Source organism: Arthrobacter sp. R4, from assembly GCF_051365025.1.
Classification (GTDB): Bacteria; Actinomycetota; Actinomycetes; order Actinomycetales; family Micrococcaceae; genus Arthrobacter.
On record NZ_JBLWIJ010000008.1, the window covers coordinates 200,844 to 224,860 of the forward strand.

Below are 24,017 nucleotides of genomic sequence, written 5' to 3' on the forward strand. Positions count from 1 at the left end.
TGTTCCCGCGGCGCCGCGCTAGAATGGATCGATCATGACCGGTGCCCAGCCCCGTTATCTTGCGTGGCTCGTCGTCCTGGCGGCCCTCCTCACGGCCTGCGTGCCCGCGGTGGGCATTGACGAGGCCGCCACCGGTTCCCCGCTCACGGCCTCCACGGCCCCGCCAGCCGCGAGCGACGCCACCCTCTCGCCCCAGCAGGCTGCCGCCCCCACGGCAACATCCGTTCCCACCCCATCATCGGTTCCCTCCGCACCATCGGTGCCCAGTCCGGCGTCGGTACCAATGCCGGCTCCGGTGCCCCAGGTGTTCGCCCTCAACCTCTACCAGGCGGGGGACTTCGTGCCGCAGTACACCTTCGACTGGTGTGTTGCGGCGAGCATCCAGATGGCGCACAACCTCATCGACGACACCGGTGGCGGCACGTGGACCGATCGCGCCCAGCAGAATGACCTGTGGGAGATGGCCCGGGCGCGGTCGTCCAACTCGTTCAACGGCGCCAATCCCTTCGGTTGGGCGAAGGTGCTGACCGAGGTGGGAATGGGGCCCTACGAGGTGGTCAGCATCGCCGGCTACGAGGACGCGCTGCAGGCCGCGGCACGCGCCATCGCCGCCACGGGCCGGCCGGTGGGGCTGGTCATGTGGAGTGGCCGCCACGCGTGGGTGATGAGTGGCTTCGAGTCGCTCGGCGATCCCGGCCAGTTCCCGGAATTCTCCGTCACTGGCGTCCACGTCCTGGACCCGCTCTTCCCGCACGGCAGCGGGCAGTGGGGTCCGTCGCCCGCGCCGAACACCCTGATTACCCCCGAGCAGCTGGCCACGCAGTTCGTGGTCCGGGAGCCGCGACGCTGGAGCAGCGACCTGCCCGCGGGCTACCTGCTGGTGCTGCCAAAGTAGTCAGCTTGCTTATGAGTTTGGGTTTTCCTAGGCTGGATCATGTCAGGCAAACAACTCCAGGCGGATGACGCAGTGCTTCCATGTGCTCCCTCCGCCTCACCAGAGGAGGAAAAATGTCAGAACACAGCATCGCAGGCAAGAAAGTCGCATTCCTGCTGACGGACGGCGTGGAGCAGGTTGAACTCACCAGCCCGTGGCAGGCAGTCAAGGACGCCGGCGGCGAACCCACGCTGGTGGCTCCCAAGAGCGGCAAGCTGCAGGGTTATGAGGGCACAGAGAAGGGCGACACCTTCGACGTGGACCTGACGGTTGCGGATGCCAACGCCTCGGACTTTGACGCCCTGGTGATCCCGGGCGGAGTAGTGAACGCCGACCACCTCCGGGTGGACAAGGCCGCCCAGAATTTCACCCGGGCCTTCTTCGAACAGCACAAGCCGGTGGCCTCGATCTGCCACGGACCGTGGCTGCTGATCGACGCCGGCGTGGTCCGCGGCCGGAATGTCACCTCGTACCACACGCTCCAGACCGATTTGAAAAACGCAGGTGCCAACTGGAGCGATGACGAAGTGGTGGTGGACCAGGGGCTGGTGACCAGCCGGAGCCCGAAGGACCTTCCTGCCTTCAACAGCAAGCTGGTGGAGGAAATCTCCGAAGGCCAGCACGCGGGCCAGACGGCCTAACTAAGATTGTTCCCTCAGGGTTAAGAAAAATGCCCGGCGGAGGAATTAGTCCACCGGGTAGAGTGTTGGAATCTGCAGCGACGAAGCTCGCCTGCCATCAAACTCAAACTCCCTGAGGGAACACTTATGTCTACAAAAGTCTCTTCTGACGCGCACGGAGAGCCCGTGCAGGCCACTGAGGCGCAGCCGTCCGCACCGGCGAAGATGTCCCGCGAATCGGTGACCATCATCGCCACACTGCTGGTGGCAACATTCGTGGTGATCCTCAACGAAACCATCATGAACGTTGCCCTGCAGCGGCTGATGGTGGACCTTGGCGTGGACGCGCCCACCGTGCAGTGGCTGTCTACCGGCTTTATGCTCACCATGGCCGTGGTCATCCCCACCACGGGATTCATCCTGCAGAGCCTGTCCACGCGTGCAGTCTTTATGCTGGCCATGGGCCTCTTCGCCGGCGGAACCGCGCTGGCCGCAGCGGCTCCGGGCTTCGAAGTACTGCTCCTGGCACGCATCGTCCAGGCCGGTGGCACGGCCATCATGCTTCCGCTGCTGATGACCACTATCCTTACCCTCGTCCCGCTCGCCAAGCGCGGCGCCGTGATGGGCAACGTCAGCATCGCCATCTCAGTGGCCCCGGCTATGGGCCCCACCGTTTCCGGGCTGATCCTGGAGCACTTCACCTGGCGCTTTATGTTTGTGTTCGTCCTCCCGGTGGCGCTCGCGGCGCTGGCGATCGGCGCCAAGTACCTGACCAACATCGGCGAAACAGAGAAGACCAAGCTCGACTTCCTCTCCGTGCTCCTGACCGTCCCGGCCTTCGGCGGACTGGTCTACGGCCTCAGCCAGATCGGCGGCGGCCACGGAGGTCAAGGCGGCCCGAGCCCGGTAGCTATTGGTGCCTTGGTAGTGGGCGTGGCCAGCCTGGCAGTGTTTGTGCTCCGTCAGCTTCGGCTGCAGAAGGCGGAGGCTCCGCTGCTGGACCTCCGCGCCTTCAACTTCCGGATGTTCACCGTCTCCGTGCTGCTGATGGTGGTGGCCATGATGGCGCTGTTTGGCGGCGTGATCCTGTTGCCGCTCTACCTGCAGGAGATCCGCGGCCTGGGATCGTTGGAGACGGGCCTTGCCCTGCTCCCGGGCGGACTGGCCATGGGCCTGCTGGGCCCGTTCATCGGCCGGCTCTTCGACAAGGTAGGCCCGCTGCCGTTGACAGTGACCGGTTCAATCCTGATGGTGCTGTCCCTGTGGCAGTTCTCCATGCTCGACGCCGGCACAGCGGTGTGGTGGATCGTCAGCCTGCACGTGGTGCTGAGCTTTGGCCTGGCACTGCTGTTCACCCCGGCGTTCACCACCGGCCTGAACCCGCTGCCGCCGCACCTCTACTCGCACGGCTCGGCGATCATGAGCACCACGCAGCAGGTGGCCGGCGCCGCCGGCACGGCGCTGCTGGTGTCCATCTTCGCTGTGGTTTCCGCCGCCTCCGGTTTGGTTGCCGGGATGAGCGCAGCGTTCCTGACGGCGACTGTGATAGCCCTTGCCGCCGTCGTACTTTCAGCGATGATGCGCAAGACAGAAGGCGCCGGCCCCACCCACGGCGGCCACTAACCCAACTAAGTAGCAGCAGATGTCGTTTTGAGCCCTCAAAACGACATCTGCTGCTACTTACATGGGGTTAACCGGCGATGGGGTTAGCCGGCGAAGAAGTCGCTGAGTTCGGTGATGAGCTTGTCCGGGGCGCGGAGCACGCCGTCGTGGCCGGAACCCTGGAGGATGGTGTAGCTCGAGCCGGACAGGACGTCGTGGATCTGGCCGCACGCCACACCAAAGTACGCCGGGCTCTTTTCACCCACCACGATCAGGGTCTCCAGGGGCAGTTCCAGGAACGGTTCCGCCGGCATGTCCGCTGCGATGATCGCCTTGATTTCCCGGACGCCGGTGCGCATCAGTTCACGCATCTGCTTGCCCACATGCGTGCCGGCGGTGAGCTTGTTGGCGATGGTGAGCATGGACAGCGGCATCCGCGAGAACGCGCCGCCGGTCTCGAGGCCCTTGGTGAGCACGGCGAGGGCGCGGTCGTCGTCCCCGGCGGCCGTGGCGCGTTCGTATTCCGCTGTCCAGTCGGCTTTGACGCTGTGGTTCACGGACACGGCGGGGTCGTAGACGGCCAGCCGTTCCACGGGAAGCGTGCGGGCCGCGTGGAGGGCCACGGCGCCGCCGAAGCTGTGGCCGAACACGTCGGTGCTGGACGTGTGCTTCATGACGGCGTCGAGGTCCCGGATGTCCGCGTCAAGCGTGTAGTCATCCGGCTGCGGCGACGAGGAACCGCGGCCTCGGCGGTTGAAGGTATGCACCGGGCGGCCCAGGGCTGCGCTGAGCTTCTGCGCAAACTTGGTGTAGTCGGCTGCAGTCACCATGGAGGCCGGCACTACCACCACGCCAGAGCCGGCGGACGCCAGTTCGGCACCCGTGGAGAAGAGCTCGAGTGTGCCGCCGTCGGGGGTCTTGATGTTCTCGCGCGTCATGTTCCGAGCCTAGCCGAGGTACCTGAGTGCTGGCAGCAGGAGTGCCTTTGGCGCCGGTAAAGATTTGGGCTGGAAATCAGCCTTTGAAGTACTCCGAGATGTCCGTCACAAGCTCCTCGACGGCGGCGGGGATGGAGCCATGGAAACCCTTGGGTGACAGCTCAAACGTGCTTCCGGGCACTGCGGCATGGAGCAGCTCGGCCGTGGCTTTGTAATAGGCGGGGCTTTTTCCGCCAGCCATGAAATGGGTGTTGGAGGGCAGTATGCCGAAGTCCCTGGCGTGGTCCGGCTCGTTGTACGCGGCCCGCAGCTCACCGACGCCGCTGGGCATCACCTGGCGGAACAACCTGTTCACCTTGGTCCGGGACATCAGGGCCATCAACCCAGCGAGAACCGGCTCGGGGATCTTGGCCAGCGCACTGCCTGGATTGGTGGCCTTCTTCATGTGAGCAAGGGCGTGACCCACGCGGCCGTTGTTAACGGCGTCCTCGAACCCGTCCAGCCAGTCGGTGTCGATGCTGCCGTCGATGTTCACCGCGGCGTCGTATACGGCCAGCTTGTCCGGCACATAAGCTGTGCCGGTAAATTCCTGGACCGCGTTCAACGCGACCGAGCCGCCCAGGCTATGCCCCAGAATGTTGCGCGCGCGGGTGGCGTCAAGGATTGTGCGGAGGTCGGCGATTTCGGTGGCCATGGAGTAGTCCGCCGGCTGTTCGCTGGACTTGCCGCGGCCCCGGCGGTCGTACACGTCCACCGCCCATCCGTCGCCCAGGCCCTCAGCCAGCGCTTCCGAAAAAGGGCGATAGATCAGGGCAGTGAGGAAGGCTCCGCCGATCAGCACTACCCGGCGCTCTCCCGGAGCGTCCTCGGTGCCGTAGCTGTACAACGCCAGCCGGCCGCCGTCGTGCGTTGGCACTACCTGTTCTTTCACCCTCCCCATCCTACGGCGGCGTCCCTTGGAGTTTTTGTCCACCGAACGTGGCCGGCGGCGGTCTGAACGTGCATTATCTGGACAAAAACCCGGTGGCCGGAACTCCCGGTAAACTTGGGGATTGTGACTTCCCAAAACACCCCCAAGAATGCCCCAGAGCCGCTCGACGCCAGCGAACAGATGCGCATCCGCATGGAAAAGCGCGCCAAGCTGATCGAACGCGGAACCGAGGCATACCCGGTGGGTGTTGAACGGACGCATTCCCTCACCGAGATCCGCGAAAAGTACGCCCACCTCGAAGCCGATGACACCACCGGCGACGTTGTGGGCGTCACCGGCCGCGTGGTTTTTGTGCGCAACACCGGAAAGCTCTGCTTCGCCACGCTGCAAGAAGGCGGCATTGACGGCAAGGGCACCCGCCTCCAGGCCATGCTTAGCCTGGCCAACGTGGGCGAGGAAGCGCTCGCTGACTGGAAAGCCCTGGTGGACCTGGGCGACCACGTGTTCATCAAGGGCGAGGTGATTTCCTCACGCCGCGGCGAGCTGTCCGTCATGGCCGAGTCCTGGTCCATGGCTTCCAAGGCGCTCCGGCCGCTGCCGGTCCTGCACGCGGAACTGAACGAGGAAACCCGCGTCCGCCAGCGCTACGTGGACCTGATGGTCCGCGACGAAGCCCGGGAAATGGTCTACACCCGCGCCGCCATCACCCGCTCCATCCGCGAAAGCCTCCACCGCCACAACTACGTGGAGGTGGAAACCCCTATCCTGCAGCTGGTCCACGGCGGCGCCCTGGCACGTCCATTCGAGACGCACATGAACGCGTTCGACCAGAAGATGACGCTCCGGATCGCCACCGAGCTCTACCTCAAGCGCGCCGTGGTGGGCGGCATCGACCGCGTCTACGACATGGGCCGTGTCTTCCGCAACGAGGGTGTGGACTCCACCCACAGCCCCGAATTCACCACGCTCGAGTGCTACGAGGCCTGGGCTGACCAGTTCGTCATGGCGCAGCGCATCAAGGAGATCATCCTCGACGCCGCAGACGCCGTGGGCGCCGGCCGCACCCTCCAGACCGAGGCCGGGGAAATCAACCTCGACGGCGACTGGGCCTGGGTCTCTGTCTACCCCGGGCTGTCCGACGCCGTTGGCCAGGAAGTCACCCCGGACACTTCGCTCGAGGTGCTGCGCGACATTGCGCAAAAGCATGAGGTGAAGGTGGACCCGAAGTGGGACGCCGAGAAACTGGCCGTGGAGCTGTTTGGTGAGATTGTGGAGCCCACGCTCCTGAACCCGACGTTTGTGTACGACTACCCGCCATCCGCGCAGCCCCTGGCCCGCCCGCACCGTGAGGACGGCCGCCTGATCGAGGCTTGGGACCTCATCATCGGCGGCATGGAACGCGGCACGGCCTTCTCTGAACTGATCGACCCCGTCATCCAGCGCGAGCGGCTCACCGAGCAGTCCCGGCACGCTGCTGCGGGCGACGTCGAGGCCATGCAGTTGGACGAGGACTTCCTCAGGGCGCTCGAATACGGTGCGCCTCCCATGGGCGGCATCGGGCTGGGCATCGACCGGCTGGTCATGCTGTTCACTGGTGCCGGTATCCGAGAAACCATTCTTTTCCCGCTCCTGAAGCCCGAGGGTCACTGACCATGGAATACGTCGCCGTGCTTCTGCCCTCGCTTGTGGTGGGCTTGCTTTTCTGGTTTGCCATGAAGTCGATTTTCAATGCGGACAAAGCCGAGCGGCAGGCGGAGGCGAAAGCCCAGGCGGAGGCGGAAAGCCGTGCATCGGGGCCATTGGACGCGCCTGATACCGACGCGAATAAATAAAACGACATGACTTTCCGGGAATATCCCCAGGAACCATTTCACGCTTTGACGCGTTGCCATAATGAGGGTCATACTTTTATCAGGAACATCCTGCTTTTCTGAAAACCCGAACCTTTCCAAGAGGAAGACTATTAATGGCACAGAAAGTAAACATCATCCTCGTAGATGATCTGGATGGGGGATCCGCGGACGAGAATGTCCGTTTTGGCCTCGATGGGGTCAGCTACGAAATTGATCTGTCCTCGGCCAACGCGGCCGAGCTCCGTTCGTCCCTTGAGCGGTTTATTGCCGCAGGGCGCAAGACATCCGCCGGCCGTGCCACCCGCACGAAGGCAGTTTCTGGCACCCGAAGCAATGACTCCGCCCAAATCCGGCAGTGGGCACGGGACAACGGCTACACGGTTAACAGCCGGGGTCGAATTCAGGCTGAAATCCAGGAAGCCTACCAAAAGGCAAATTCCTAGGACCTTGCCTCCCGACGGCGTAATAGGCCCTGTCTTCACCCTTGGGTGAAGGCAGGGTTTTTTGTGCCAAAAGACTTTTAGGCAGCCCGCTTCGGGCGAGTGGAAACAGTTGGATGGAAAAGACGCCGACTTCACTTCAGGCCAATCGCGAAGGGCATTTCCGGCGAGCGATCCGGCGCGTCCAACGGACCTTCGGAAGTGGCTGCGGGTGGGACGGCAGGGCGCTGTCATGTCCTGGCGGAAGCACCTGCGGGATATTCCCGCGCCGGCCCCGGTTTCCCCTGTGGCGAACACGCTCCACAAGTCTGGGTCGGCCACGTAGCATCAAAGTACGTCGTAGCTAGGAGTGTGGCGAAATGTTTGAGCGATTTACGGACCGTGCCCGTCGCGTAGTTGTGCTTGCCCAAGAAGAGGCACGCATGCTGAACCACAATTACATTGGTACCGAACACATCCTCTTGGGTCTGATCCATGAAGGTGAGGGCGTTGCCGCCAAGGCTCTTGAGTCCTTGAGCATTTCGCTCGACGGCGTGCGCGAGCAGGTGCAGGAGATTATCGGGCAGGGCCAGCAGGCCCCATCCGGCCACATCCCCTTCACCCCCCGCGCCAAGAAGGTGCTGGAACTCTCCCTGCGGGAGGCTTTGCAGCTGGGCCACAACTACATCGGCACGGAGCACATCCTGCTGGGACTCATCCGTGAGGGTGAGGGCGTGGCTGCCCAGGTACTGGTGAAGCTCGGCGCAGACCTCAACCGGGTCCGCCAGCAGGTCATCCAGCTCCTCTCCGGCTACCAGGGCAAGGAAACCACCGGCGCCGGCGTCGGCGCGGGCCAGCCCGAAGGCACGCCGGCCGGTTCCGTGGTCCTGGACCAGTTCGGCCGCAACCTGACTCAGGCTGCCCGCGAGAACAAGCTGGACCCGGTCATCGGACGTGAATCCGAAATGGAACGCGTCATGCAGGTCCTTTCGCGCCGTACCAAGAACAACCCCGTTCTGATCGGCGAGCCCGGCGTGGGCAAGACCGCCGTCGTCGAAGGCCTTGCCCAGGCCATCGTCCGCGGCGACGTCCCGGAGACCATCAAGGACAAGCAGCTGTACACCTTGGACCTCGGGTCCCTGGTGGCAGGCTCCCGGTACCGCGGCGACTTCGAAGAGCGCCTGAAGAAGGTCCTCAAGGAAATCCGCACCCGCGGCGACATCATCCTTTTCATCGACGAGATCCACACCCTCGTGGGTGCCGGTGCCGCCGAAGGTGCCATCGACGCTGCGTCCATCCTCAAGCCCATGCTGGCCCGCGGTGAACTGCAGACTATCGGCGCCACCACGCTGGACGAGTACCGCAAGCACATCGAGAAGGACGCCGCCCTGGAGCGCCGCTTCCAGCCGATCCAGGTCAAGGAGCCCTCAGTTGCGCACGCAATCGAGATCCTCAAGGGCCTGCGTGACCGCTACGAGGCGCACCACCGCGTGACCATCACCGACGGCGCCCTGGCCTCCGCTGCCAGCCTCGCCGAACGCTACATCTCGGACCGCTTCCTGCCGGACAAGGCCATTGACCTGATCGACGAGGCCGGCGCCCGGCTGCGCATCCGCCGGATGACAGCCCCGCCGGAGCTGAAGGCCATGGACGAGCGGATTGCCAAGCTCAAGATGGAGAAGGAGTCCGCGATCGACGCGCAGGACTTCGAAGGTGCTGCCGCGCTCCGCGACAAGGAGCAGAAGCTTATTACGGAGCGCTCTGAGAAGGAACGCCACTGGAAGTCCGGCGGTATGGATGACATCTCCGAGGTGGATGAGGATCTCATTGCCGAGGTGTTGGCCAACTCCACGGGCATTCCGGTCTTCAAGCTGACCGAGGAAGAGTCCTCGCGCCTGCTGAAGATGGAAGACGAACTGCACAAGCGCGTTGTTGGCCAGAACGAGGCCATCCGATCCCTGTCCCAGGCGATCCGCCGCACACGTGCAGGCCTGAAGGACCCCAAGCGTCCGGGCGGCTCGTTCATCTTCGCCGGTCCTACGGGCGTCGGCAAGACCGAACTGGCCAAGGCTCTCGCCGAGTTCCTGTTCGGTGAAGAGGACGCCCTCATCACGCTGGACATGTCCGAGTACTCCGAGAAGCACACGGTTTCGCGCCTTTTCGGTGCCCCTCCGGGCTACGTGGGCTACGAGGAAGGTGGCCAGCTGACGGAGAAGGTCCGCCGCCGTCCATTCTCCGTGGTCCTGTTCGACGAAGTGGAAAAGGCCCACGCGGACCTCTTCAACTCCCTCCTGCAAATCCTGGAAGACGGCCGCCTGACCGACTCCCAGGGCCGTGTAGTGGACTTCAAGAACACCGTGATCATCATGACCACGAACCTCGGAACGCGGGATATTTCGAAGAGCGTTGCCACCGGCTTCCAGTCGGGCACGGACACGCAGACCGGTTACAACCGGATGCGGGCCCGCGTCACGGAGGAGCTCAAGCAGCACTTCCGTCCCGAGTTCCTGAACCGTGTTGACGACGTCGTGGTCTTCCCGCAGCTGACGCAGGACGAGATCATCGAGATCGTGGACATGTTCGTGGCACGCTTGGAGAAGCGCCTCAAGGACAAGGACATGGGCATCGAGCTCACGCCGGCCGCCAAGGTGCTCCTCGCCACCCGTGGCTACGATCCCGCCATGGGTGCCCGGCCGCTGCGCCGTACCATCCAGCGCGAGATCGAGGACCAGCTCTCCGAGAAGATCCTGTTCGGCGAAATCCACGCCGGCGATATCGTGGTAGTGGATGTGGACGGCGAAGGAGACGACGCCAAGTTCACCTTCGCTGGCAACGCCAAGCCGCGCATCCCGGAAATCGCTCCAAGCGCCTAGCAACAAGCCAAGGCCCCGCCCGCTCCCTAAAAGGAGCAGGCGGGGCCTTTCGCTTTCCCTCTCCATCTACTCAGGGGGCCGCTGGCTTGAGTGAGCGACATCGAGCTGCGGCGTCGTGGGTCGGGCGTGGAGGTTTGTGATGCGGGGCACAGTCGGGTTGAATCGGGGCATGGAAACTGAAAACCCGGCGATCCCGGGCGAGCAACCTGAAACCCCATTCCACGACCTCGACCACTACCTGGCCATTCCGCGTGTGAGCGGTTTGTCCCTGAGCCCGGACGGCCGGAGGCTGGTCACCACCGTGTCCACGCTCAACGGCAAGGGCACCGAATTCGCTACGGCCCTGTGGGAGCTGGACCCCTCCGGGGAGAGGCACGCCCGGCGCATCACCCGCAGCGCCAAGGGCGAGGCCGGGGCCGCCTTCGCGGCTAACGGCGACGTCTACTTCACCTCCGCGCGCCCGGACCCGGACAGCCCCGACGCAGATCCCGTCAACGCACTGTGGCTTTTGCCGGCCGGCGGCGGGGAAGCCCGCGTGGTTCTCTCGCGCCCCGGCGGGGTTGGTTCTGTCATGGCCGCCCGGAACGCGGACGCCACCTTTGTCACGGCAGAGATCCTGGCCGGGTCAACGGACGAGGAGAACGACGCCGACCGGCGCAAATCCCGCAAGGACAACAAGGTCGCGGCCATCCTTCACAGCGAATACCCGGTCCGATACTGGGACGCCGACCTGGGGCCGGGGCAGCCGCGGATTTTCGCCGTCGAACCGGGCGAGGACAAGGAACCTGGCAGGCCGTCCACCGTTGATGCGACGGCGCCGCTGCAACTCCGAAACCTGACCCCGGACGCCGGTCCGCGGCTCCGCGAGGCCGAGACTGTGGTCAGTCCGGATGGCCGGACCATCTACACGAGCTACACCCGGCCGCTGGCCAAGGCGGACAGCCGTTCGGTCCTGGTCGCCGTGGACGTGGCCACCGCAAGCCAGAAGGTACTCCTGGACCAGGCGGGCATGAGCTACTTCCCCGGCCCGGTCAGCCCCGACGGGAACACACTGGTGGTGGTCAGCGAAAGCGACACCACCCCGCACGAGGCCCCACAGGTCAAGTTGCACCTGCTGGACGTTTCAGGCAAGGCCCACGAGTCAAACGGCAACAACGCCGGCCTCACCCCGCTGGTCCCCGACTGGGACCGCTGGGCAAAACCGGCAGCGTGGCTCCCCGACGGTTCCGCCCTCCTGGTCACCGCGGACGACGACGGCGCGTCGCCCGTTTTCCGGATTAGCGTTCCGGCCTCTGCCGCGGAAGTGAGCGTCACCCGGGTGACGCAGGATGCGGCGGCGTACACCGACGTCGTGGTTTCTCCCGGCGGGCGCACCGCTTATGCCTTGCGAAGCTCCTATGAGTTCCCACCGGAGGCCGTACGGATCAACCTGGAAACGGGGGAGACTGCCAGGCTGCCGGCCCCGGCAGAACGGCCAAAGCGCGCCGGCCGGCTGGAGCGGCTGGCTGCCACAGCATGGGACGGTACGCGAGTGCCGGCGTACCTGGCGCTGCCCGACGGCGCGTCGGCTGAGTCGCCTGCGCCCATGCTGCTGTGGATTCACGGCGGGCCGCTGGGGTCCTGGAACGCCTGGACGTGGCGGTGGAACCCCTGGCTGCTCACAGCGAAGGGGTACGCGGTTCTGCTGCCCGATCCGGCCTTATCCACGGGCTATGGGCAGGCGCACATTCAGCGGGGCTGGGGCGAGTGGGGCAAGGCGCCGTTCACGGACCTGATGGCTGTCACCGACACTGCCGTGCAGCGCCCGGACATCGATGAAAGCCGCACCGCGGCCATGGGCGGGTCCTTCGGCGGCTACATGGCCAACTGGGTGGCAGGCCAGACGGACCGGTTCAAGGCGATCGTCACGCACGCCAGCCTGTGGGCCCTGGACCAGTTCGGCCCCACCACGGATGCCTCGCAATACTGGCTCAAGGAAATGACCGCGGAGATGGCCCTGGAGAACTCGCCGCACCTCCATGTCGAAAAAATCAGCACCCCCATGCTGGTGATCCATGGCGACAAGGACTACCGTGTGCCCATCGGCGAGGGCCTGCGGCTCTGGTACGAACTCCTCTCCAAGTCCAGGCTGGCCGCGGACGAGGACGGCCAGACCCCGCACCGTTTCCTCTACTTCCCGGACGAGAACCACTGGATCCTGCAGCCGCAGCATGCCAAGGTCTGGTACGGCGTCGTGGAGAGCTTCCTCGCCAAGAACGTGCTGGGCAAGGACGTTCCGGTGCCTGCGGAGCTTGGTCTCTAGCCTCCGGTTCTGGTTACCTCCGGCTCGGAGGCTGGGACATTTCCCGCTTGCTGCTCCTTCTTCGCTCTGACGCAAGCTACAGAAATGTCCCAGCCTCCTTCGCCTCGTGCCGAACGTCACGCCGGGATGCAAGCTACAGAAATGTCCCAGCCTCCTTCACCTCGTGCCGGACGTCACGGCGCTGTCCCGCGGACCGTACACGCGCCTCGTAGGATTGATCCTGTGACTGACTCCTTTTATATCCGTCCTGCCCGCACCGGCGATGTGGCCGCCATCAAGAGGCTGGTGGCGCCGCTGGCGGAGCAGCGGATCCTCATGGCCAAGGAGACGGTTGCCTACTACGAGAGCCTGCAGGAGTTCCGGATCGCAGAATCGGACGACGGCGACGTCATCGGCTGCGGCGCCCTGCACGTGATGTGGGAAGACCTGGCCGAGGTGCGCACCCTTGCTGCGTCCGATGCCTGGCGCGGCAAGGGTGTGGGCCACGTGCTGGTGGAGAGTCTCCTGGAGGAGGCCCGCGCGCTCGGTGTTGCCCGCGTTTTCTGCCTCACCTTCGAGGTGGACTTCTTCAAGCGCCACGGCTTCGAAGTGATGGAGGACCAGTCTGCGGTGGACCCAGTGGTCTACTCCGAGCTACTCCGCTCCCATGACGAAGGTGTGGCCGAGTTCCTTGATCTGGCGCGGGTAAAGCCCAACACTTTGGGCAACACGCGGATGATCAAGTTCCTCTGACACTCGGCTTTCCTGGGGCCGGAAATTATGCATGATTTTTGAAGTCTTTTCGTTGATCGATTCGATGGATAAACTAGGTGGACTTGCTGGGGAGCAAACCCCGACTATCGAAAGCACCTCATGCACATCCTCTCCTCCCACACGGAAAAAACCGAGCTTCAGCTTCTGGTCCGCGGGCTCGTATATGCCCCCGGCGACGCCCACTATGACGCGGAAGTCGCAGCCTTTAACCTCGCCACCCGCCACACTCCGGACTTGGTGCTGAGTGCGGTCAACGCCGACGACGTCGTTGCCGCAGTCAGGTGGGCCGCCGCCCGCGACATGTCCATCTCGGTCCAGTCCACTGGCCACGGCGCCGCCAATGCCATCACCGGCGGCCTGCTGATCAGCACCCGGCTCATGCTGGAACTATCCATAGATCCCGAAGAGCAGACCGCCCGCGTGGGCGCCGGCGTTCGCTGGCGGGACGTCCTCAGGGCTGCGGCCCCCTATGGGCTGATGGGCCTGCACGGCTCCACCACCGACGTCGGCGTTGTTGGCTATACCCTCGGTGGCGGCATTCCGCTGCTGGGACGGAAGTACGGCTTCGCGTCGGACCACGTGCTTGCGTTCGACCTTGTCACCCCCGACGGCGTGCTGCGCAGGGTGGACGCCCACAGCGATCCGCGGCTGTTCGGGCTGCTTCGCGGCGGCAAGGGCAACTTCGGCATCGTCACGGCGATGGAGTTTTCGCTGTTCCCGGTCGGCGAGCTGTTCGCGGGCGGCATCTTCTACGAGGGTAGCCACGCCCGTGAAGTGCTCGCGGCCTTCCGTCACTGGAGCGGGTCGCTGCCGGCGGAGGCCTCGGCGTCGCTGGCCTTCCTGCGCTTGCCGGACATGGAGGAAGTGCCGGGCTTCCTGCGTGGCAAGTTTGTGATGCACCTGCGGTTTGCCTGGCAGGGCACTGCGGAGGAAGGAGGGCGGCTGCTCGCTCCGATGCGCGCTGCCGCTCCCGTCCTGGTAGACGGCGTCGGTCCGCTTCCCTACTTACGGGTGGATGAGATCCACGCCGATCCGGAGCATCCGGTGCCCGTCCACGAAGGTGGAATGCTGCTTAGGGAACTCAGCGACGGCCTGGCGGAAGCATTGCTTCAGCTGGCCGGGCCGGACAGCACCGCTCCGCTCCTGCTGGCGGAGATCCGGCTGATGGGCGGCGCGCTGGCCGCTCCACTCAACGGAGCCGATCCCGACGGCGACTGCGTGGGCGGGCGCGATGCCGCACTCTCGTTTTTCGCGGTGGGGATCATGGCACCGCAGATTGCCCACCTGGTTCCGGCCGCCATTGCCGCCGCACGTTTGGCGCTTGAGCCGTTCGGAACGGGAGGCACCGCCGTCAACCTGCACGGACACCTCGCCGCGCCCGAGTTGGCGGCCAGCGCTTGGCCGGAGGCTGCCCGGGTCCGGCTCGGCGAAGCGAAGGCGGAGCTGGATCCGAAGAACCTCTTCCGTCATGGCCACGCCATCCTGCCCGCGGCAAGGGTAGTCCACGCCGCGGTGGCCTGACTCCTTGAGCCGCCAGCCCCGCCGTCCGTTCGGATGGCGGGGCTGCGTCATACCAGGACTTTTCCTTGCTTTAGTCGAATTGATGGATAAACTATGGATGGCCTGTGTTTGGGGGCACGTGCGCAAAGGGACAGTCATTGGGGGCTGTCCCTTTCGTCGTTTCCGGCCAACGCGGCCAACGCGGGCAAGCCGCGGGCAAGGCTAGCGGCAGAAGCTGACGGGCAGAGGCTAGCAGGCAGAGGCTGGCCGCAAGGGCGGGAACTACCGGAGTGCGGGTGGCGGTAGTAGGGTCAAAGTGACATCCTCCAGGAAGACTGACCGCCCGGGAGCCCCGTGAAAAAACTGATCAACGATCCCCGCGCTTTTGTGGACGAGTCAGTGGACGGCTTCGGCATGGCCCATGCCGACCTTGTCACCGTCAGTACAGAGCCCCGGTTCATCATCCGCAAGGACGCGCCGGTGGCCGGCAAAGTGGGGCTGGTGTCCGGCGGCGGAAGCGGCCACGAACCGCTTCACGCCGGCTTTGTGGGGCGGGGAATGCTCGACGCCGCCGTGCCGGGGGCGGTGTTCACCTCTCCGACGCCGGACCAGATCCTTCCGGCGACCCAGGCAGCGGACTCAGGGGCCGGCGTCGTCCATATCGTGAAGAACTACACCGGTGACGTGCTGAACTTCGAAATGGCCGCCGAGTTGGCCGAGGCCGAAGGGGTGCAGGTCCGCACGGTCCTGGTCAATGATGACGTTGCCGTGGAGGACTCGCTGTATACGGCTGGGCGGCGGGGTGTGGGCGGAACGGTGCTCGTGGAGAAAATCGCCGGTGCCGCTGCTGAGCGGGGCGACAACCTGGACGCCGTGGCCGCCATCGGTGACCGCGTAAACAGCAACGTCCGCACTATGGGCGTAGCTCTGGCTGCATGCACGGTGCCGCATGCAGGCTCACCCAGTTTCGATCTCGGTGAGAACCAGATCGAGATCGGCATCGGGATCCACGGCGAACCCGGCCGGCACAAAATCCCCTTGGAAAGCGCGGACGCCATTACTGACAGGCTGCTGGAACCGGTGCTCAGCGACCTCGGCATCGCCGCTGGCGACAAGGTGCTCTTGTTCGTCAACGGAATGGGCGGGACGCCGCTGAGCGAGCTTTACATTGTGTACCGGCGCGCCGCCCGGGTGATCGCGAGCAAGGGCGCCACCGTGGAACGCTCGCTGGTGGGGAACTACGTCACCGCCCTGGACATGCAGGGCTGCTCCATTTCCGTCCTACGGCTCGACGATGAGTTGACCGGACTGTGGGACGCCCCGGTCCACACGGCCGCCTTGCGCTGGGGAGTGTAGCAATGGTTCTCGATGCGAATTGGGCAGTGAAGTGGCTGACACTCTGCGCCCAGGCCATGGCGGAACACCGGGCGTGGCTCATTGAACTGGACCGTGCCATCGGGGATTCGGACCACGGCGAAAACATGGACCGCGGCTTCCAGGCCGTGCTGGACAAACTCGCCGAGGTCCCCCCGGCAACGCCTGGGGCAGCACTGAAGTTGACGGCCATGACGTTGATGTCCAAGGTGGGAGGCGCCGCCGGTCCCCTGTATGGAACCGCCTTCCTCCGGGCCGCGGCATCCCTGGGCGATTCACTGGAGGTGGAACCCGCCGCCTTCGCAGGGGCCCTGGTAGCGGCCAGGGACGGGATTGTGGCCAGGGGCAAGGCCGAACCGGGCGACAAGACCATGGTTGATGCGTGGACGCCGGCTGCTGAAGCGGCCCTTCTCGCGGCAGCAGGCGGTGCCGGCACGGTCCTCGAGGTACTGGTGGCTGCCGCCGAGGCTGCTGAAGCGGGGGCCGTCGCCACGGATCCCATGGTTGCCCGCAAGGGACGCGCCAGTTACCTGGGGGAGCGGAGCGCCGGCCACCGTGACCCCGGGGCCGCCTCCAGTGCCCTGATCCTGCGCGCGGCAGTCGGGGCCGCGGCGTGAGCGTCGCCCTGGTTGTGGTCTCCCATAGTGAAAAAATAGCCGACGGCGCCGCGGAACTTGCCGCGCAGATGGCACCTGATGTTTCGATAGTGTCCGCCGGGGGCACCCCGGACGGCCGGATCGGCACCAGCCTGGAGAGGGTCATGGCCGCCTTGGAGCAAGCTTCAGGCGGGGATGGTGTGGTGGTCCTGACCGATCTGGGATCGGCCGTCATGACAGCAGAATCCGCGCTGGAGTTTGCGGGGCACCCGGACGGTGTACTGCTGGCCGATGCCCCTCTGGTGGAAGGGCTGGTGGCTGCAGCCGTGGCAGCGCAGGGCGGGGCGGACGTACACGCCGTCAAGCGTGCGGCGGAAGGGGTGTACGGCTCCGCGCAGGGGGTGCCGCCGTCGTCCTCCTTCAGTGCTGTCGAAGAGGGCTCAGTGACAGGGGCAGGGCCGGAGTTTACTGGCGACTTTGAGCTCATCAACCAGGCGGGCATGCATGCGCGCCCGGCGGCCAAGATCGCCGGGGGGCTCTCGTCCCTGGACGCGCGCGTGACCGTCAATGGCCTGGACGGGACCTCGATGACTGCTCTGATGACGCTTGCCGCCGGCAAGGGTTCGGTGCTGCATGTGGAAGCCTGGGGCGTTGACGCCGAGCGGGCAGTCAACTACGTTGGCGGACTGGTCCAGGCTGGATTCGGGGAACCATAGGAGTCCCTGCCGTCCTGTTTGGGCTGTCCCCGGTGTGTTCGCTCCGTCCTGTCATAGCCTGCGAATATGCTCGATACCATGGAACGGCTCGACTTGGATGACAATTGCCCGCTGGTGGTGCTGGACGGACAGACATCCATCGAGGAGCTCTTCGCGGAACTCGGCTTTGAGTGGCGGGCGTCGGCGGACCTGGCCGGCCCGGACGCTGACGGCTCGGGCGGCTTGCTGGGCCAGGCCACCCTCTTCTGACGGGCGCTAAGGTGCCACTTCGCGTTCACGTGCCGTTAACGGTGGTGCCCTAGATTGTCCCTTCAGGCACTCTCTGCTCGAAGGGATCCATCATGGCCAATATTGCTGAAATTCTGGGCAGGCTAACCCCTGAAGAACTGGACGGGCTGCGCGGGCTTGGGCCCCAGGGCCATCTGACCAGGCCGCTCGTGGAAGCCCTTGACCGGGCCGCCGGTGGTGCCGGTGCCGGCCGCGGCTACTACGTTCCCACCGGCAGCGTGAGCGAAACCGGCGGTCCCCATCTTGTCCTGCGAAGCGACGTTTCGGCATGGCTGTTCGGGACAGCTCCGCAGGTTCCGCACACGGGGGCAGCCGACCCCGCCCAGCCTTAAGCGGACCTACCTGGCGTCAGGGTGCCTGCCGCAGCCCCTTGGCGTCGAGCACTACTGATGCCGTTATGAACCGTCCGCACTGCTCGCCGTAGGGGAATTCGCCGCGGGGACGGAAGTCCAGTGTCCGCACGGGCAGCGCCGAGCCGTCCGGGGAGGTTCCGGTGGCCGTCACCGCCATGGGCGATTCGGTCAGGGAGTCCAGGAACAGCATGCCGATCATGGTCCCGTCGGGGGAAGCCGTTGCAGAGCAGACGCCGTCCGGACTGCAGCCTTGATCAATGGAAACGCTGCCCTGGTGCAGCTCGAGGGTATCCTCGGTGCACACACCGTCCTGGCACGCCTTCAGCCGCAGGGTGCCCACCTGGGGCACGTAGGGGGCAGCAACGGTAACCGACACAACAGACGCCTGTGCGATCGCCGGACACGGTGTTTCGTAAGGGAAGTAGTAGCAGCCAGAGGTGAGCGCCGTCGTCGTTATCAGTGCCAGAAGTACCCCGGACTTGCGCATACTTCAGGGTAGGACCGGCGGGCGGATGCCCGCACGGCTACCAGGAAAGTGACGCAAACATCGTTATGGCCAGCACGCCGAAGGTCACCAGAATGAGACCTGTGGCCGGCCTTTGGCAACAACGAAGACCGGCAGCGTGGATTCGGCCGGGTTGGCCGGGTTGTAGGCCACCGGAATCGTGGTGCCGATGATCGCCTGGTCGCGGCTGTAGATGTCGGACTGCCCCAGCCACCGCTGGCCGCGTGTGTCCGCGAATTCGTAGGACGGGGCGAACCGGTCCCGGCCGTTGCTGGCCGGGCCGTCAGCGCCGTGGAGGTTGCCCGTGACGGTGGCGGACGTGTGCACCCACCCCGTCATGGAGCGTCGCCGGCGCAACGATGCTGAGAGGGACAGGCCCGCCAGGATCAGGCCGAGCACCAGGAAGAGTCCCGGCAGGACAACAAAAAGCAGCTTCAGGAAATCCAAGGGTCAGCCCACCGGAAAGATGCCGATAAACCAGAACGAGCCCAGGGCGAAGAGTGCGAAGAACGGCATCAGGCAGCCCATCACCTTTTTGGATTCGTACGCCACCTGGAACGATTGGTTGGGATTTGCCGGGTTGTACGCCACTTCGAGCAGCGATCCGGGCACCTGCTGGTTTACGTAAGAAACCTCGGATTCGCCCGCATACAGCGTCCCGTTGGGGTCAGCGAACTGGTAGGTGGGGTAGAAGCGTCTGTTCCGCGTTGAGCCGCCTCCGCCATGTGTCCACCCCGCGACGTTACCGGTCACCGTTGCCTGCGCCTTGGGCCAGCTGGTGATCAGGTTCTCGTGGCGCTTGGCCTTGCGCAGCGTGTGGACAAAGGCAAAAACAACGCCCACCACAAACAGCGCCCAAATGATGTAAAGCACGATCTTCATGGACTTCCCCCGGTTCCGGTCACCAAGAAGTATGCCACCCCTGAAGGGACGGGCTGTTGTCAATGGCTGGAATGGCTCAGGAAGGCAGTCGGTAGCCGCCCTGGTGCAGCTCGGCGAGGCCGTCGCCGAGGAGCCCCGCCAGCGCGCGTTCCAGCTGTTCCGGGGCCGAGTTGAGCCTGTGCAGCGCGGCCAGCGGCACGCCGATTCCGTCGGGCGCGAAACCGAGGTCCGCCGGTTCCTGCTGGAACATCTCCGGCGGGACGGGCCGGTCAGCGACGCGCAGCACGGCCATCACGGCTCCCCGGACCTGGCGGTCGGTGCCATGCCACGCCTGGCCCTTCGGAACGTACGACGGCGGCGGCTCGCCTGCCGCCAGCCACGCACACGAGTCCCGCACGGGACACACGGCGCATTTCGGCGCACGAGCCGTGCACACCAGCGCGCCGAGTTCCATCACCGCAGCATTCCAGCGCACGGACGTGTCGGCGTCGTCCGGCAGCAGTTCCGCCGCGAGCCGCATCTCCGCGGACGTCAGGGATGGGGAGGGAAGCGCGACGCCGGACATAAGCCGGGCATGGACGCGGCGGATGTTGGTGTCCACCACGGTTTCCCGGCGGCCGAATGCGAACGCCGCCACCGCGGCAGCTGTGTAACTGCCCACGCCGGGGAGGTCCAGGAGCTCGGCGTAGGTGCCCGGGACCTGGCCGCCGTGATCGCGTCCGATGGCAACGGCCGCCGCGTGCAGTCGAAGGGCCCGGCGGGGATAACCCAGCCTGCCCCAGTGCCGGACTGCTTCCCCTGCCGGTTCGGAGGCCAGGTCTCCGGGAGTGGGCCAACGTTCCAGCCATTCCCGCCACACCGGCAGCACGCGGACCACCGGCGTCTGCTGCAGCATGATTTCGCTGACCAGCACGCCCCACGGCGAGCAGGCAGGTTCCCGCCACGGGAGGTCGCGGGCAGTCTCGGCGAACCAGTTGTTGATCCCGCTGTGCAGGTGGACGAGGCTGGAGCCGCGGGCGGACGGCTGCTTCAAGTTTGCAGGCGAAGGTGCTGGGGCGAGGGTTGTGGCGTCGATCCCAACACTGTAGTGGATCCCCGGTTTGGGATGCCAAGCGGGGCGCCGAAACGGCCGGAAACCCAGCCCGGAACCAATCCGTGACCATAGCGTTGGCGGGGTGCGCGGCGTGGTGGGGCGGCGGAGCCCGGCCGGTTCTCTAGCCTAGAAGGATGGGTAGGCAAGGCACTTCAACATCACGCAGCAAGGCATCCGCATCCGGTTCCCGCACCGGACGGAAGCCGAGCCCCGCCGTGTACCGGCGGCGTCGACTGTTCGTGGGAGCCGCCCTGCTGATGGTAGCTGCCATGGTGTTTGGAGGCTTCGCGGCGGCTGGGGCATTCAGCGGCAGTTCCAGCCAGGTTTCCTCCACTGGCGATCCCACCGCCGGCCCCACTGAGGCTGTGCCGTCGGCAAACCCCACCAGCACGCCTACCGCAACTCCCGGCTGCAACCAGAACCTGGTGACCGTTTCGGCGTCCACCGACAAGGCAGCCTACGGCCCGGACGAGAACCCGCTACTCACCCTCAAGGTGACAAATGGCGGCACGATGCCCTGCGAAGTGAATATCGGCACGTCCCAGATGGAGTTCCTGGTGACAAGCGGCGCGGACAGAATCTTCTCGTCCCGGGACTGCCAGGCCAAGAGCGAGGACCTGGTGAAGACCATCGCGCCGGGTGCCAGCGAAACGGCGAACTTCCCGTGGGCGCGGAACCGGACCTTGGAAGGCTGCCAACCCATCGACGCCAAGCCGGGAGCCGGCGGGGCCTACTACATCTTCACGGCCAAACTCGGCTCCAGGGCAAGCCCGAAAGCAGTTTTCCAGCTCAGCTGACCGAGTCTTTCCTCTTCCGTTGCTCCGATAACGCCCTTTTCGTGGCTCGGAACGGCGCTTACGGAGCATTCGATGGATTTAGAGGAAGCGGTCCAACAGGCTGGCTTCGGCCATCCGGCTCAGGCCTTCGCGAACGGTTCGGGCGCGCTGGTCGCCGATGCCGTCCACGGTCATCAGGTCATCGATGGTGGCAGCCATCAGGAATTGCAGGCCGCCGAAGTGGTCCACGAGGCGGTCGGCAACAGCCTTGGGGACAGCCTTGAGGCCGGAAAGCAGCCGGTAACCGCGCGGCTGGACTACGGCGTCCAGGTTAGCCTCGCCGCCGGCGAAACCGACGATTCCTGAGATCTTGCCGAGGTCGATCAGCTCGGTGGGCCCGAGGTTCACCAAGGCGCTGACAGCTTTTTCAATGTCGTCGGCTGATGCATCCGGGCTGGCGTAATCACGGATGATGACATCGCTGCCGGGACCGCGGCCTACCGTGAGCTCATCGAGCTGGAGGGACAGCAGCCGGCCGTCCTCGCCGAGCTCCAGGACGTACTGCGAGATTTCCTCGGAGATCCGGCGGACCATCTCCTGGCGCTGCAGGGTAACGGCGACATCGCGCACGGTCACCATGGCTTCGATTTCCAGGGCAGACAGCGAACTGGTGACCTGGTCCAGCCGCGAACGGTAGCGCTCCAGGGTGGCGAGGGCCTGGTTGGCGCGGGCCAGGACTTTCTCGGATCCCTCCAGCACGTGGCGAAGGCCGTTCACGTACAGTGCGATGATCTGCATGGATTGGCTGACGGAGATGACGGGGACACCGGTCTGGATGGCCACACGTTCCGCGGTGCGGTGCCGAGTGCCCGATTCCTGCGTTTCAATGCTTGAATCCGGGACCAGCTGGACGGCGGCGCGCAGGATGTTCCCGGCGTCCTTGTCGCAGATGATGGCACCGTCCATTTTTGCCAGTTCGCGCAGGCGGGTGGGGGAGAAGTCGATGCCGATGTCGAACCCGCCGGAGCAGATGGAGTCGATGGTCCGGTCCGAGCCTAAAACAATGAGTGCGCCGGTGCGTCCGCGGAGGATGCGTTCGAGTCCATCACGCAGTGGCGTGCCTGGAGCCACTCTGCCCAGAGTCGCCTTGAGCGATTCTTCGGGGCTCCGAGCCATAGTGTTCCCTTCAAAGGTGCGGGCTGCCGCCCGCAGGTACGCCGGTTATGGACTCCGCCGGCGGAGCAAAAAGTACGCAGTTTCCCGCAAGCTCAATGATAGAGGTAAGAACGGGTAACAACCGCACGGGCAAGCCCTAAAGTGCCCCATTAGGGGGTGTCGGAAAATGCCCCGAAAGGCGTCCGACGGCGGCTGGCCGGGAGTGCAACTTAGGGCCCGTTTGGGTGCATGGCGGATTCAGGGCCGTCGGTCACATCAGAATGATGCGACGAGGTTGGCGAGCGGTGGGGGAGCCTGCCCGGCTGGCAAAGCGTCGACGAGTAGTCCGGCGTAGCGGAGCTTGTTACCGCTGCGCCCTCCGAAGAACCGGCGCAACTGTGCCGATATCGGCCGATCCCGCTGTGCTGGCTGGCGTTGGAGGATCCGGAACGATGCGAGCTCGCCCTGGTCCGCGATGACGCCGAGCACGGCATCGACCCCAAGGCATCGGATGAGTTCGTCCTCCAGGTCGGCGTTGCAGACATGGAACCCAAGCTCGGCCAGCGAGTCGGACCCGATACCCGCCCGGACGAGCGCCCGGGCGACAATTCGCGACTCCCCTGCGTCACACAGTCCGAGTAGGCGGTGGCCTGCACCGGCGGGGCCGTAACGGTCGAGGAAGTGGGCGATGCTGGTGGCGCCGCCCATGGGCACAACGGTTACACGCTCGGCCGACAGGTCATGGCCAGCGCGAACGGCCAGCGCCTCGACCGCCATCCGGTCACTCTCGCCCTCGACCAACACCGTCGTCGTCGCCTGCATAGATCCAGTATGGCAAACGCGAACAGCGATGCAGCCGCGCGCCATGCAGGTCACACATTCACGTCATCCCAGCCCTCGCATACTATATGTATACATTTATCAACAGCGGCCGAAAGGAGTTGCAGTGAATAAACCGGAACTGGAGTTCCACGAACCCTCGGTTGGCTGGCAGAAGGTCAACGGTGACGCCGAACGCGGAATTTGGGAGCAAATACTCGCCGCGGACCCACTCAGGGGAGATTCAACTTTGCTCCAACGCTATGATCCTGGCGCCGACACAACGGCCGGCGGCGTGATCGTCCATGACTACTGGGAAGAGGTCATGATTCTCTCGGGCGAACTCACTGATCTGACGCTCGGGAAAACCTTCACAGCCGGCATGTACGCATGCCGCCCACCGGGCATGGCCCACGGACCGTATGCAAGCGGCAGAGGCTGCAGGATGCTCGTTATTGTTCGTCCAGAGCCAGATCCCACTATGTGATTCAGTGTCCCCGCTGGCGCAGGAGATGCTCAAGGTCGCGGCTGACTTTGCGCAGCGATGCCGCCCGGAGGGCCCTTTCGTCGTCAACGTGCGGCGCCTGGCGACGGGACTTCCCGCCTGCGCCGCGTTTGCCGTTAACTGCCGGGCCGGCGGCCTGCATCTGTGCCGACGGAGCAGCCGGAGCGGCCAGCGGATCGAAGAACAGGCCGTTGCCGGGGAATGGTGAAACGGTCACAGCGGTTCAGCTC

The 24,017-nt window shown here is 65.1% G+C and carries 26 protein-coding genes; 17 read left to right on the forward strand and 9 right to left on the reverse strand.

The features are described 5' to 3' along the window. Window positions 1–34 precede the first annotated feature (34 nt). From ACLKOZ_RS04885 to ACLKOZ_RS04895, 3 genes are all read left to right on the forward strand, one after another. Window positions 35–895 (forward strand): hypothetical protein, encoded by an 861-nt coding sequence (locus ACLKOZ_RS04885; protein WP_436473228.1) that lies wholly within the window; start codon window positions 35–37, stop codon window positions 893–895. A 113-nt stretch (window positions 896–1,008) separates the two neighbouring features. After that, entirely contained in the window at window positions 1,009–1,575 is a 567-nt protein-coding gene (locus tag ACLKOZ_RS04890; protein WP_376044467.1) for a type 1 glutamine amidotransferase domain-containing protein, read from the forward strand. Between the two features lie 126 nt (window positions 1,576–1,701). After that, on the forward strand, window positions 1,702–3,177 hold the full coding sequence (locus tag ACLKOZ_RS04895; protein WP_436473230.1) for a DHA2 family efflux MFS transporter permease subunit: 1,476 nt from the start codon (window positions 1,702–1,704) through the stop codon (window positions 3,175–3,177). Window positions 3,178–3,260: 83 nt separating this feature from the next. Here the strand turns inward: ACLKOZ_RS04895 and ACLKOZ_RS04900 are convergent, their stop codons facing one another. Both ACLKOZ_RS04900 and ACLKOZ_RS04905 read right to left on the reverse strand, forming a co-directional pair. Beyond that, window positions 3,261–4,094: an alpha/beta fold hydrolase gene (locus tag ACLKOZ_RS04900; RefSeq protein ID WP_436473232.1), complete on the reverse strand. Its 834-nt coding sequence runs from the start codon at window positions 4,092–4,094 to the stop codon at window positions 3,261–3,263. Between the two features lie 76 nt (window positions 4,095–4,170). Further along, window positions 4,171–5,034 (reverse strand): alpha/beta hydrolase, encoded by an 864-nt coding sequence (locus tag ACLKOZ_RS04905; RefSeq protein ID WP_436473234.1) that lies wholly within the window; start codon window positions 5,032–5,034, stop codon window positions 4,171–4,173. Window positions 5,035–5,148: 114 nt separating this feature from the next. Between ACLKOZ_RS04905 and lysS the strand changes: the two genes are divergently transcribed. From lysS to ACLKOZ_RS04965, 12 genes are all read left to right on the forward strand, one after another. Next, window positions 5,149–6,675, forward strand: a complete 1,527-nt coding sequence (lysS, locus tag ACLKOZ_RS04910; protein ID WP_436473236.1) for a lysine--tRNA ligase — start codon at window positions 5,149–5,151, stop codon at window positions 6,673–6,675. A gap of 2 nt (window positions 6,676–6,677) precedes the next feature. Then, window positions 6,678–6,857 (forward strand): hypothetical protein, encoded by a 180-nt coding sequence (locus ACLKOZ_RS04915; RefSeq protein ID WP_337345465.1) that lies wholly within the window; start codon window positions 6,678–6,680, stop codon window positions 6,855–6,857. Window positions 6,858–6,991: 134 nt separating this feature from the next. After that, window positions 6,992–7,321 carry a histone-like nucleoid-structuring protein Lsr2 gene (locus ACLKOZ_RS04920; protein WP_436473238.1) on the forward strand — a complete coding sequence of 110 codons (330 nt, stop codon included), beginning with the start codon at window positions 6,992–6,994 and terminating at the stop codon, window positions 7,319–7,321. Window positions 7,322–7,677: 356 nt separating this feature from the next. Then, window positions 7,678–10,170, forward strand: a complete 2,493-nt coding sequence (locus tag ACLKOZ_RS04925) for an ATP-dependent Clp protease ATP-binding subunit (protein WP_436473240.1) — start codon at window positions 7,678–7,680, stop codon at window positions 10,168–10,170. A 169-nt stretch (window positions 10,171–10,339) separates the two neighbouring features. Next, entirely contained in the window at window positions 10,340–12,472 is a 2,133-nt protein-coding gene (locus tag ACLKOZ_RS04930; protein WP_436473242.1) for a prolyl oligopeptidase family serine peptidase, read from the forward strand. A 222-nt stretch (window positions 12,473–12,694) separates the two neighbouring features. Next, window positions 12,695–13,204, forward strand: coding sequence for an amino-acid N-acetyltransferase (locus tag ACLKOZ_RS04935; RefSeq protein WP_436473244.1), 510 nt, complete (start codon window positions 12,695–12,697; stop codon window positions 13,202–13,204). A 120-nt stretch (window positions 13,205–13,324) separates the two neighbouring features. Continuing rightward, window positions 13,325–14,746 carry an FAD-binding oxidoreductase gene (locus ACLKOZ_RS04940; RefSeq protein ID WP_436473246.1) on the forward strand — a complete coding sequence of 474 codons (1,422 nt, stop codon included), beginning with the start codon at window positions 13,325–13,327 and terminating at the stop codon, window positions 14,744–14,746. Between the two features lie 333 nt (window positions 14,747–15,079). Further along, the gene (dhaK, locus tag ACLKOZ_RS04945; RefSeq protein WP_436473248.1) at window positions 15,080–16,081 is read left to right on the forward strand and encodes a dihydroxyacetone kinase subunit DhaK; all 1,002 of its coding nucleotides are present in this window, start codon (window positions 15,080–15,082) and stop codon (window positions 16,079–16,081) included. A gap of 2 nt (window positions 16,082–16,083) precedes the next feature. After that, entirely contained in the window at window positions 16,084–16,716 is a 633-nt protein-coding gene (dhaL, locus tag ACLKOZ_RS04950) for a dihydroxyacetone kinase subunit DhaL (RefSeq protein WP_337345472.1), read from the forward strand. Next, the gene (gene dhaM / locus ACLKOZ_RS04955; RefSeq protein ID WP_337345473.1) at window positions 16,713–17,411 is read left to right on the forward strand and encodes a dihydroxyacetone kinase phosphoryl donor subunit DhaM; all 699 of its coding nucleotides are present in this window, start codon (window positions 16,713–16,715) and stop codon (window positions 17,409–17,411) included. The genes dhaL and dhaM overlap by 4 nt, the downstream gene beginning before the upstream one ends. Window positions 17,412–17,477: 66 nt before the next feature. Further along, window positions 17,478–17,660, forward strand: a complete 183-nt coding sequence (locus tag ACLKOZ_RS04960; RefSeq protein ID WP_436473250.1) for a hypothetical protein — start codon at window positions 17,478–17,480, stop codon at window positions 17,658–17,660. Between the two features lie 92 nt (window positions 17,661–17,752). Further along, window positions 17,753–18,031 carry a hypothetical protein gene (locus ACLKOZ_RS04965; RefSeq protein ID WP_436473252.1) on the forward strand — a complete coding sequence of 93 codons (279 nt, stop codon included), beginning with the start codon at window positions 17,753–17,755 and terminating at the stop codon, window positions 18,029–18,031. A gap of 16 nt (window positions 18,032–18,047) precedes the next feature. Here the strand turns inward: ACLKOZ_RS04965 and ACLKOZ_RS04970 are convergent, their stop codons facing one another. The 4 genes from ACLKOZ_RS04970 to ACLKOZ_RS04985 form a co-directional block, all read right to left on the reverse strand. Then, the gene (locus ACLKOZ_RS04970; RefSeq protein ID WP_436473254.1) at window positions 18,048–18,428 is read right to left on the reverse strand and encodes a hypothetical protein; all 381 of its coding nucleotides are present in this window, start codon (window positions 18,426–18,428) and stop codon (window positions 18,048–18,050) included. Between the two features lie 195 nt (window positions 18,429–18,623). Continuing rightward, window positions 18,624–19,004, reverse strand: coding sequence for a DUF3592 domain-containing protein (locus ACLKOZ_RS04975; protein WP_436473256.1), 381 nt, complete (start codon window positions 19,002–19,004; stop codon window positions 18,624–18,626). Between the two features lie 3 nt (window positions 19,005–19,007). Continuing rightward, window positions 19,008–19,439, reverse strand: a complete 432-nt coding sequence (locus ACLKOZ_RS04980; RefSeq protein ID WP_436473258.1) for a DUF3592 domain-containing protein — start codon at window positions 19,437–19,439, stop codon at window positions 19,008–19,010. Window positions 19,440–19,515: 76 nt separating this feature from the next. Further along, entirely contained in the window at window positions 19,516–20,472 is a 957-nt protein-coding gene (locus ACLKOZ_RS04985; protein WP_436473260.1) for an A/G-specific adenine glycosylase, read from the reverse strand. A 194-nt stretch (window positions 20,473–20,666) separates the two neighbouring features. Here ACLKOZ_RS04985 and ACLKOZ_RS04990 point away from each other — a divergent pair, with 194 nt between their 5' ends. Further along, complete coding sequence (locus ACLKOZ_RS04990; protein WP_436473261.1) at window positions 20,667–21,329, forward strand: hypothetical protein; 663 nt, start codon at window positions 20,667–20,669, stop codon at window positions 21,327–21,329. A gap of 78 nt (window positions 21,330–21,407) precedes the next feature. Here ACLKOZ_RS04990 and disA read toward each other — a convergent pair whose 3' ends face one another. After that, window positions 21,408–22,484: a DNA integrity scanning diadenylate cyclase DisA gene (disA, locus tag ACLKOZ_RS04995; protein WP_337345480.1), complete on the reverse strand. Its 1,077-nt coding sequence runs from the start codon at window positions 22,482–22,484 to the stop codon at window positions 21,408–21,410. A 255-nt stretch (window positions 22,485–22,739) separates the two neighbouring features. Further along, entirely contained in the window at window positions 22,740–23,330 is a 591-nt protein-coding gene (locus ACLKOZ_RS05000; protein WP_436473263.1) for a TOPRIM nucleotidyl transferase/hydrolase domain-containing protein, read from the reverse strand. 79 nt (window positions 23,331–23,409) lie between these two features. On the opposite strand from ACLKOZ_RS05000, the gene ACLKOZ_RS05005 reads away from it, so the two are divergent. Beyond that, window positions 23,410–23,769 carry a cupin domain-containing protein gene (locus ACLKOZ_RS05005; protein WP_436473265.1) on the forward strand — a complete coding sequence of 120 codons (360 nt, stop codon included), beginning with the start codon at window positions 23,410–23,412 and terminating at the stop codon, window positions 23,767–23,769. Window position 23,770: 1 nt separating this feature from the next. Here the strand turns inward: ACLKOZ_RS05005 and ACLKOZ_RS05010 are convergent, their stop codons facing one another. After that, window positions 23,771–24,004: a hypothetical protein gene (locus ACLKOZ_RS05010; RefSeq protein ID WP_436473267.1), complete on the reverse strand. Its 234-nt coding sequence runs from the start codon at window positions 24,002–24,004 to the stop codon at window positions 23,771–23,773. Between the last annotated feature and the right edge of the window lie 13 nt (window positions 24,005–24,017).

Coding starts and splice junctions, on each gene's coding strand:
- ACLKOZ_RS04885 (WP_436473228.1), top strand. CDS start 35: ATGACCGGTGCCCAGCCCCGTTATCTTGCGTGGCTCGTCGTCCTGGCG.
- ACLKOZ_RS04890 (WP_376044467.1), top strand. CDS start 1,009: ATGTCAGAACACAGCATCGCAGGCAAGAAAGTCGCATTCCTGCTGACG.
- ACLKOZ_RS04895 (WP_436473230.1), top strand. CDS start 1,702: ATGTCTACAAAAGTCTCTTCTGACGCGCACGGAGAGCCCGTGCAGGCC.
- ACLKOZ_RS04900 (WP_436473232.1), bottom strand. CDS start 4,094: ATGACGCGCGAGAACATCAAGACCCCCGACGGCGGCACACTCGAGCTC.
- ACLKOZ_RS04905 (WP_436473234.1), bottom strand. CDS start 5,034: ATGGGGAGGGTGAAAGAACAGGTAGTGCCAACGCACGACGGCGGCCGG.
- ACLKOZ_RS04915 (WP_337345465.1), top strand. CDS start 6,678: ATGGAATACGTCGCCGTGCTTCTGCCCTCGCTTGTGGTGGGCTTGCTT.
- ACLKOZ_RS04920 (WP_436473238.1), top strand. CDS start 6,992: ATGGCACAGAAAGTAAACATCATCCTCGTAGATGATCTGGATGGGGGA.
- ACLKOZ_RS04925 (WP_436473240.1), top strand. CDS start 7,678: ATGTTTGAGCGATTTACGGACCGTGCCCGTCGCGTAGTTGTGCTTGCC.
- ACLKOZ_RS04930 (WP_436473242.1), top strand. CDS start 10,340: ATGGAAACTGAAAACCCGGCGATCCCGGGCGAGCAACCTGAAACCCCA.
- ACLKOZ_RS04940 (WP_436473246.1), top strand. CDS start 13,325: ATGCACATCCTCTCCTCCCACACGGAAAAAACCGAGCTTCAGCTTCTG.
- dhaL (WP_337345472.1), top strand. CDS start 16,084: ATGGTTCTCGATGCGAATTGGGCAGTGAAGTGGCTGACACTCTGCGCC.
- ACLKOZ_RS04960 (WP_436473250.1), top strand. CDS start 17,478: ATGCTCGATACCATGGAACGGCTCGACTTGGATGACAATTGCCCGCTG.
- ACLKOZ_RS04965 (WP_436473252.1), top strand. CDS start 17,753: ATGGCCAATATTGCTGAAATTCTGGGCAGGCTAACCCCTGAAGAACTG.
- ACLKOZ_RS04980 (WP_436473258.1), bottom strand. CDS start 19,439: ATGAAGATCGTGCTTTACATCATTTGGGCGCTGTTTGTGGTGGGCGTT.
- ACLKOZ_RS04990 (WP_436473261.1), top strand. CDS start 20,667: ATGGGTAGGCAAGGCACTTCAACATCACGCAGCAAGGCATCCGCATCC.
- disA (WP_337345480.1), bottom strand. CDS start 22,484: ATGGCTCGGAGCCCCGAAGAATCGCTCAAGGCGACTCTGGGCAGAGTG.
- ACLKOZ_RS05000 (WP_436473263.1), bottom strand. CDS start 23,330: ATGGCGCGCGGCTGCATCGCTGTTCGCGTTTGCCATACTGGATCTATG.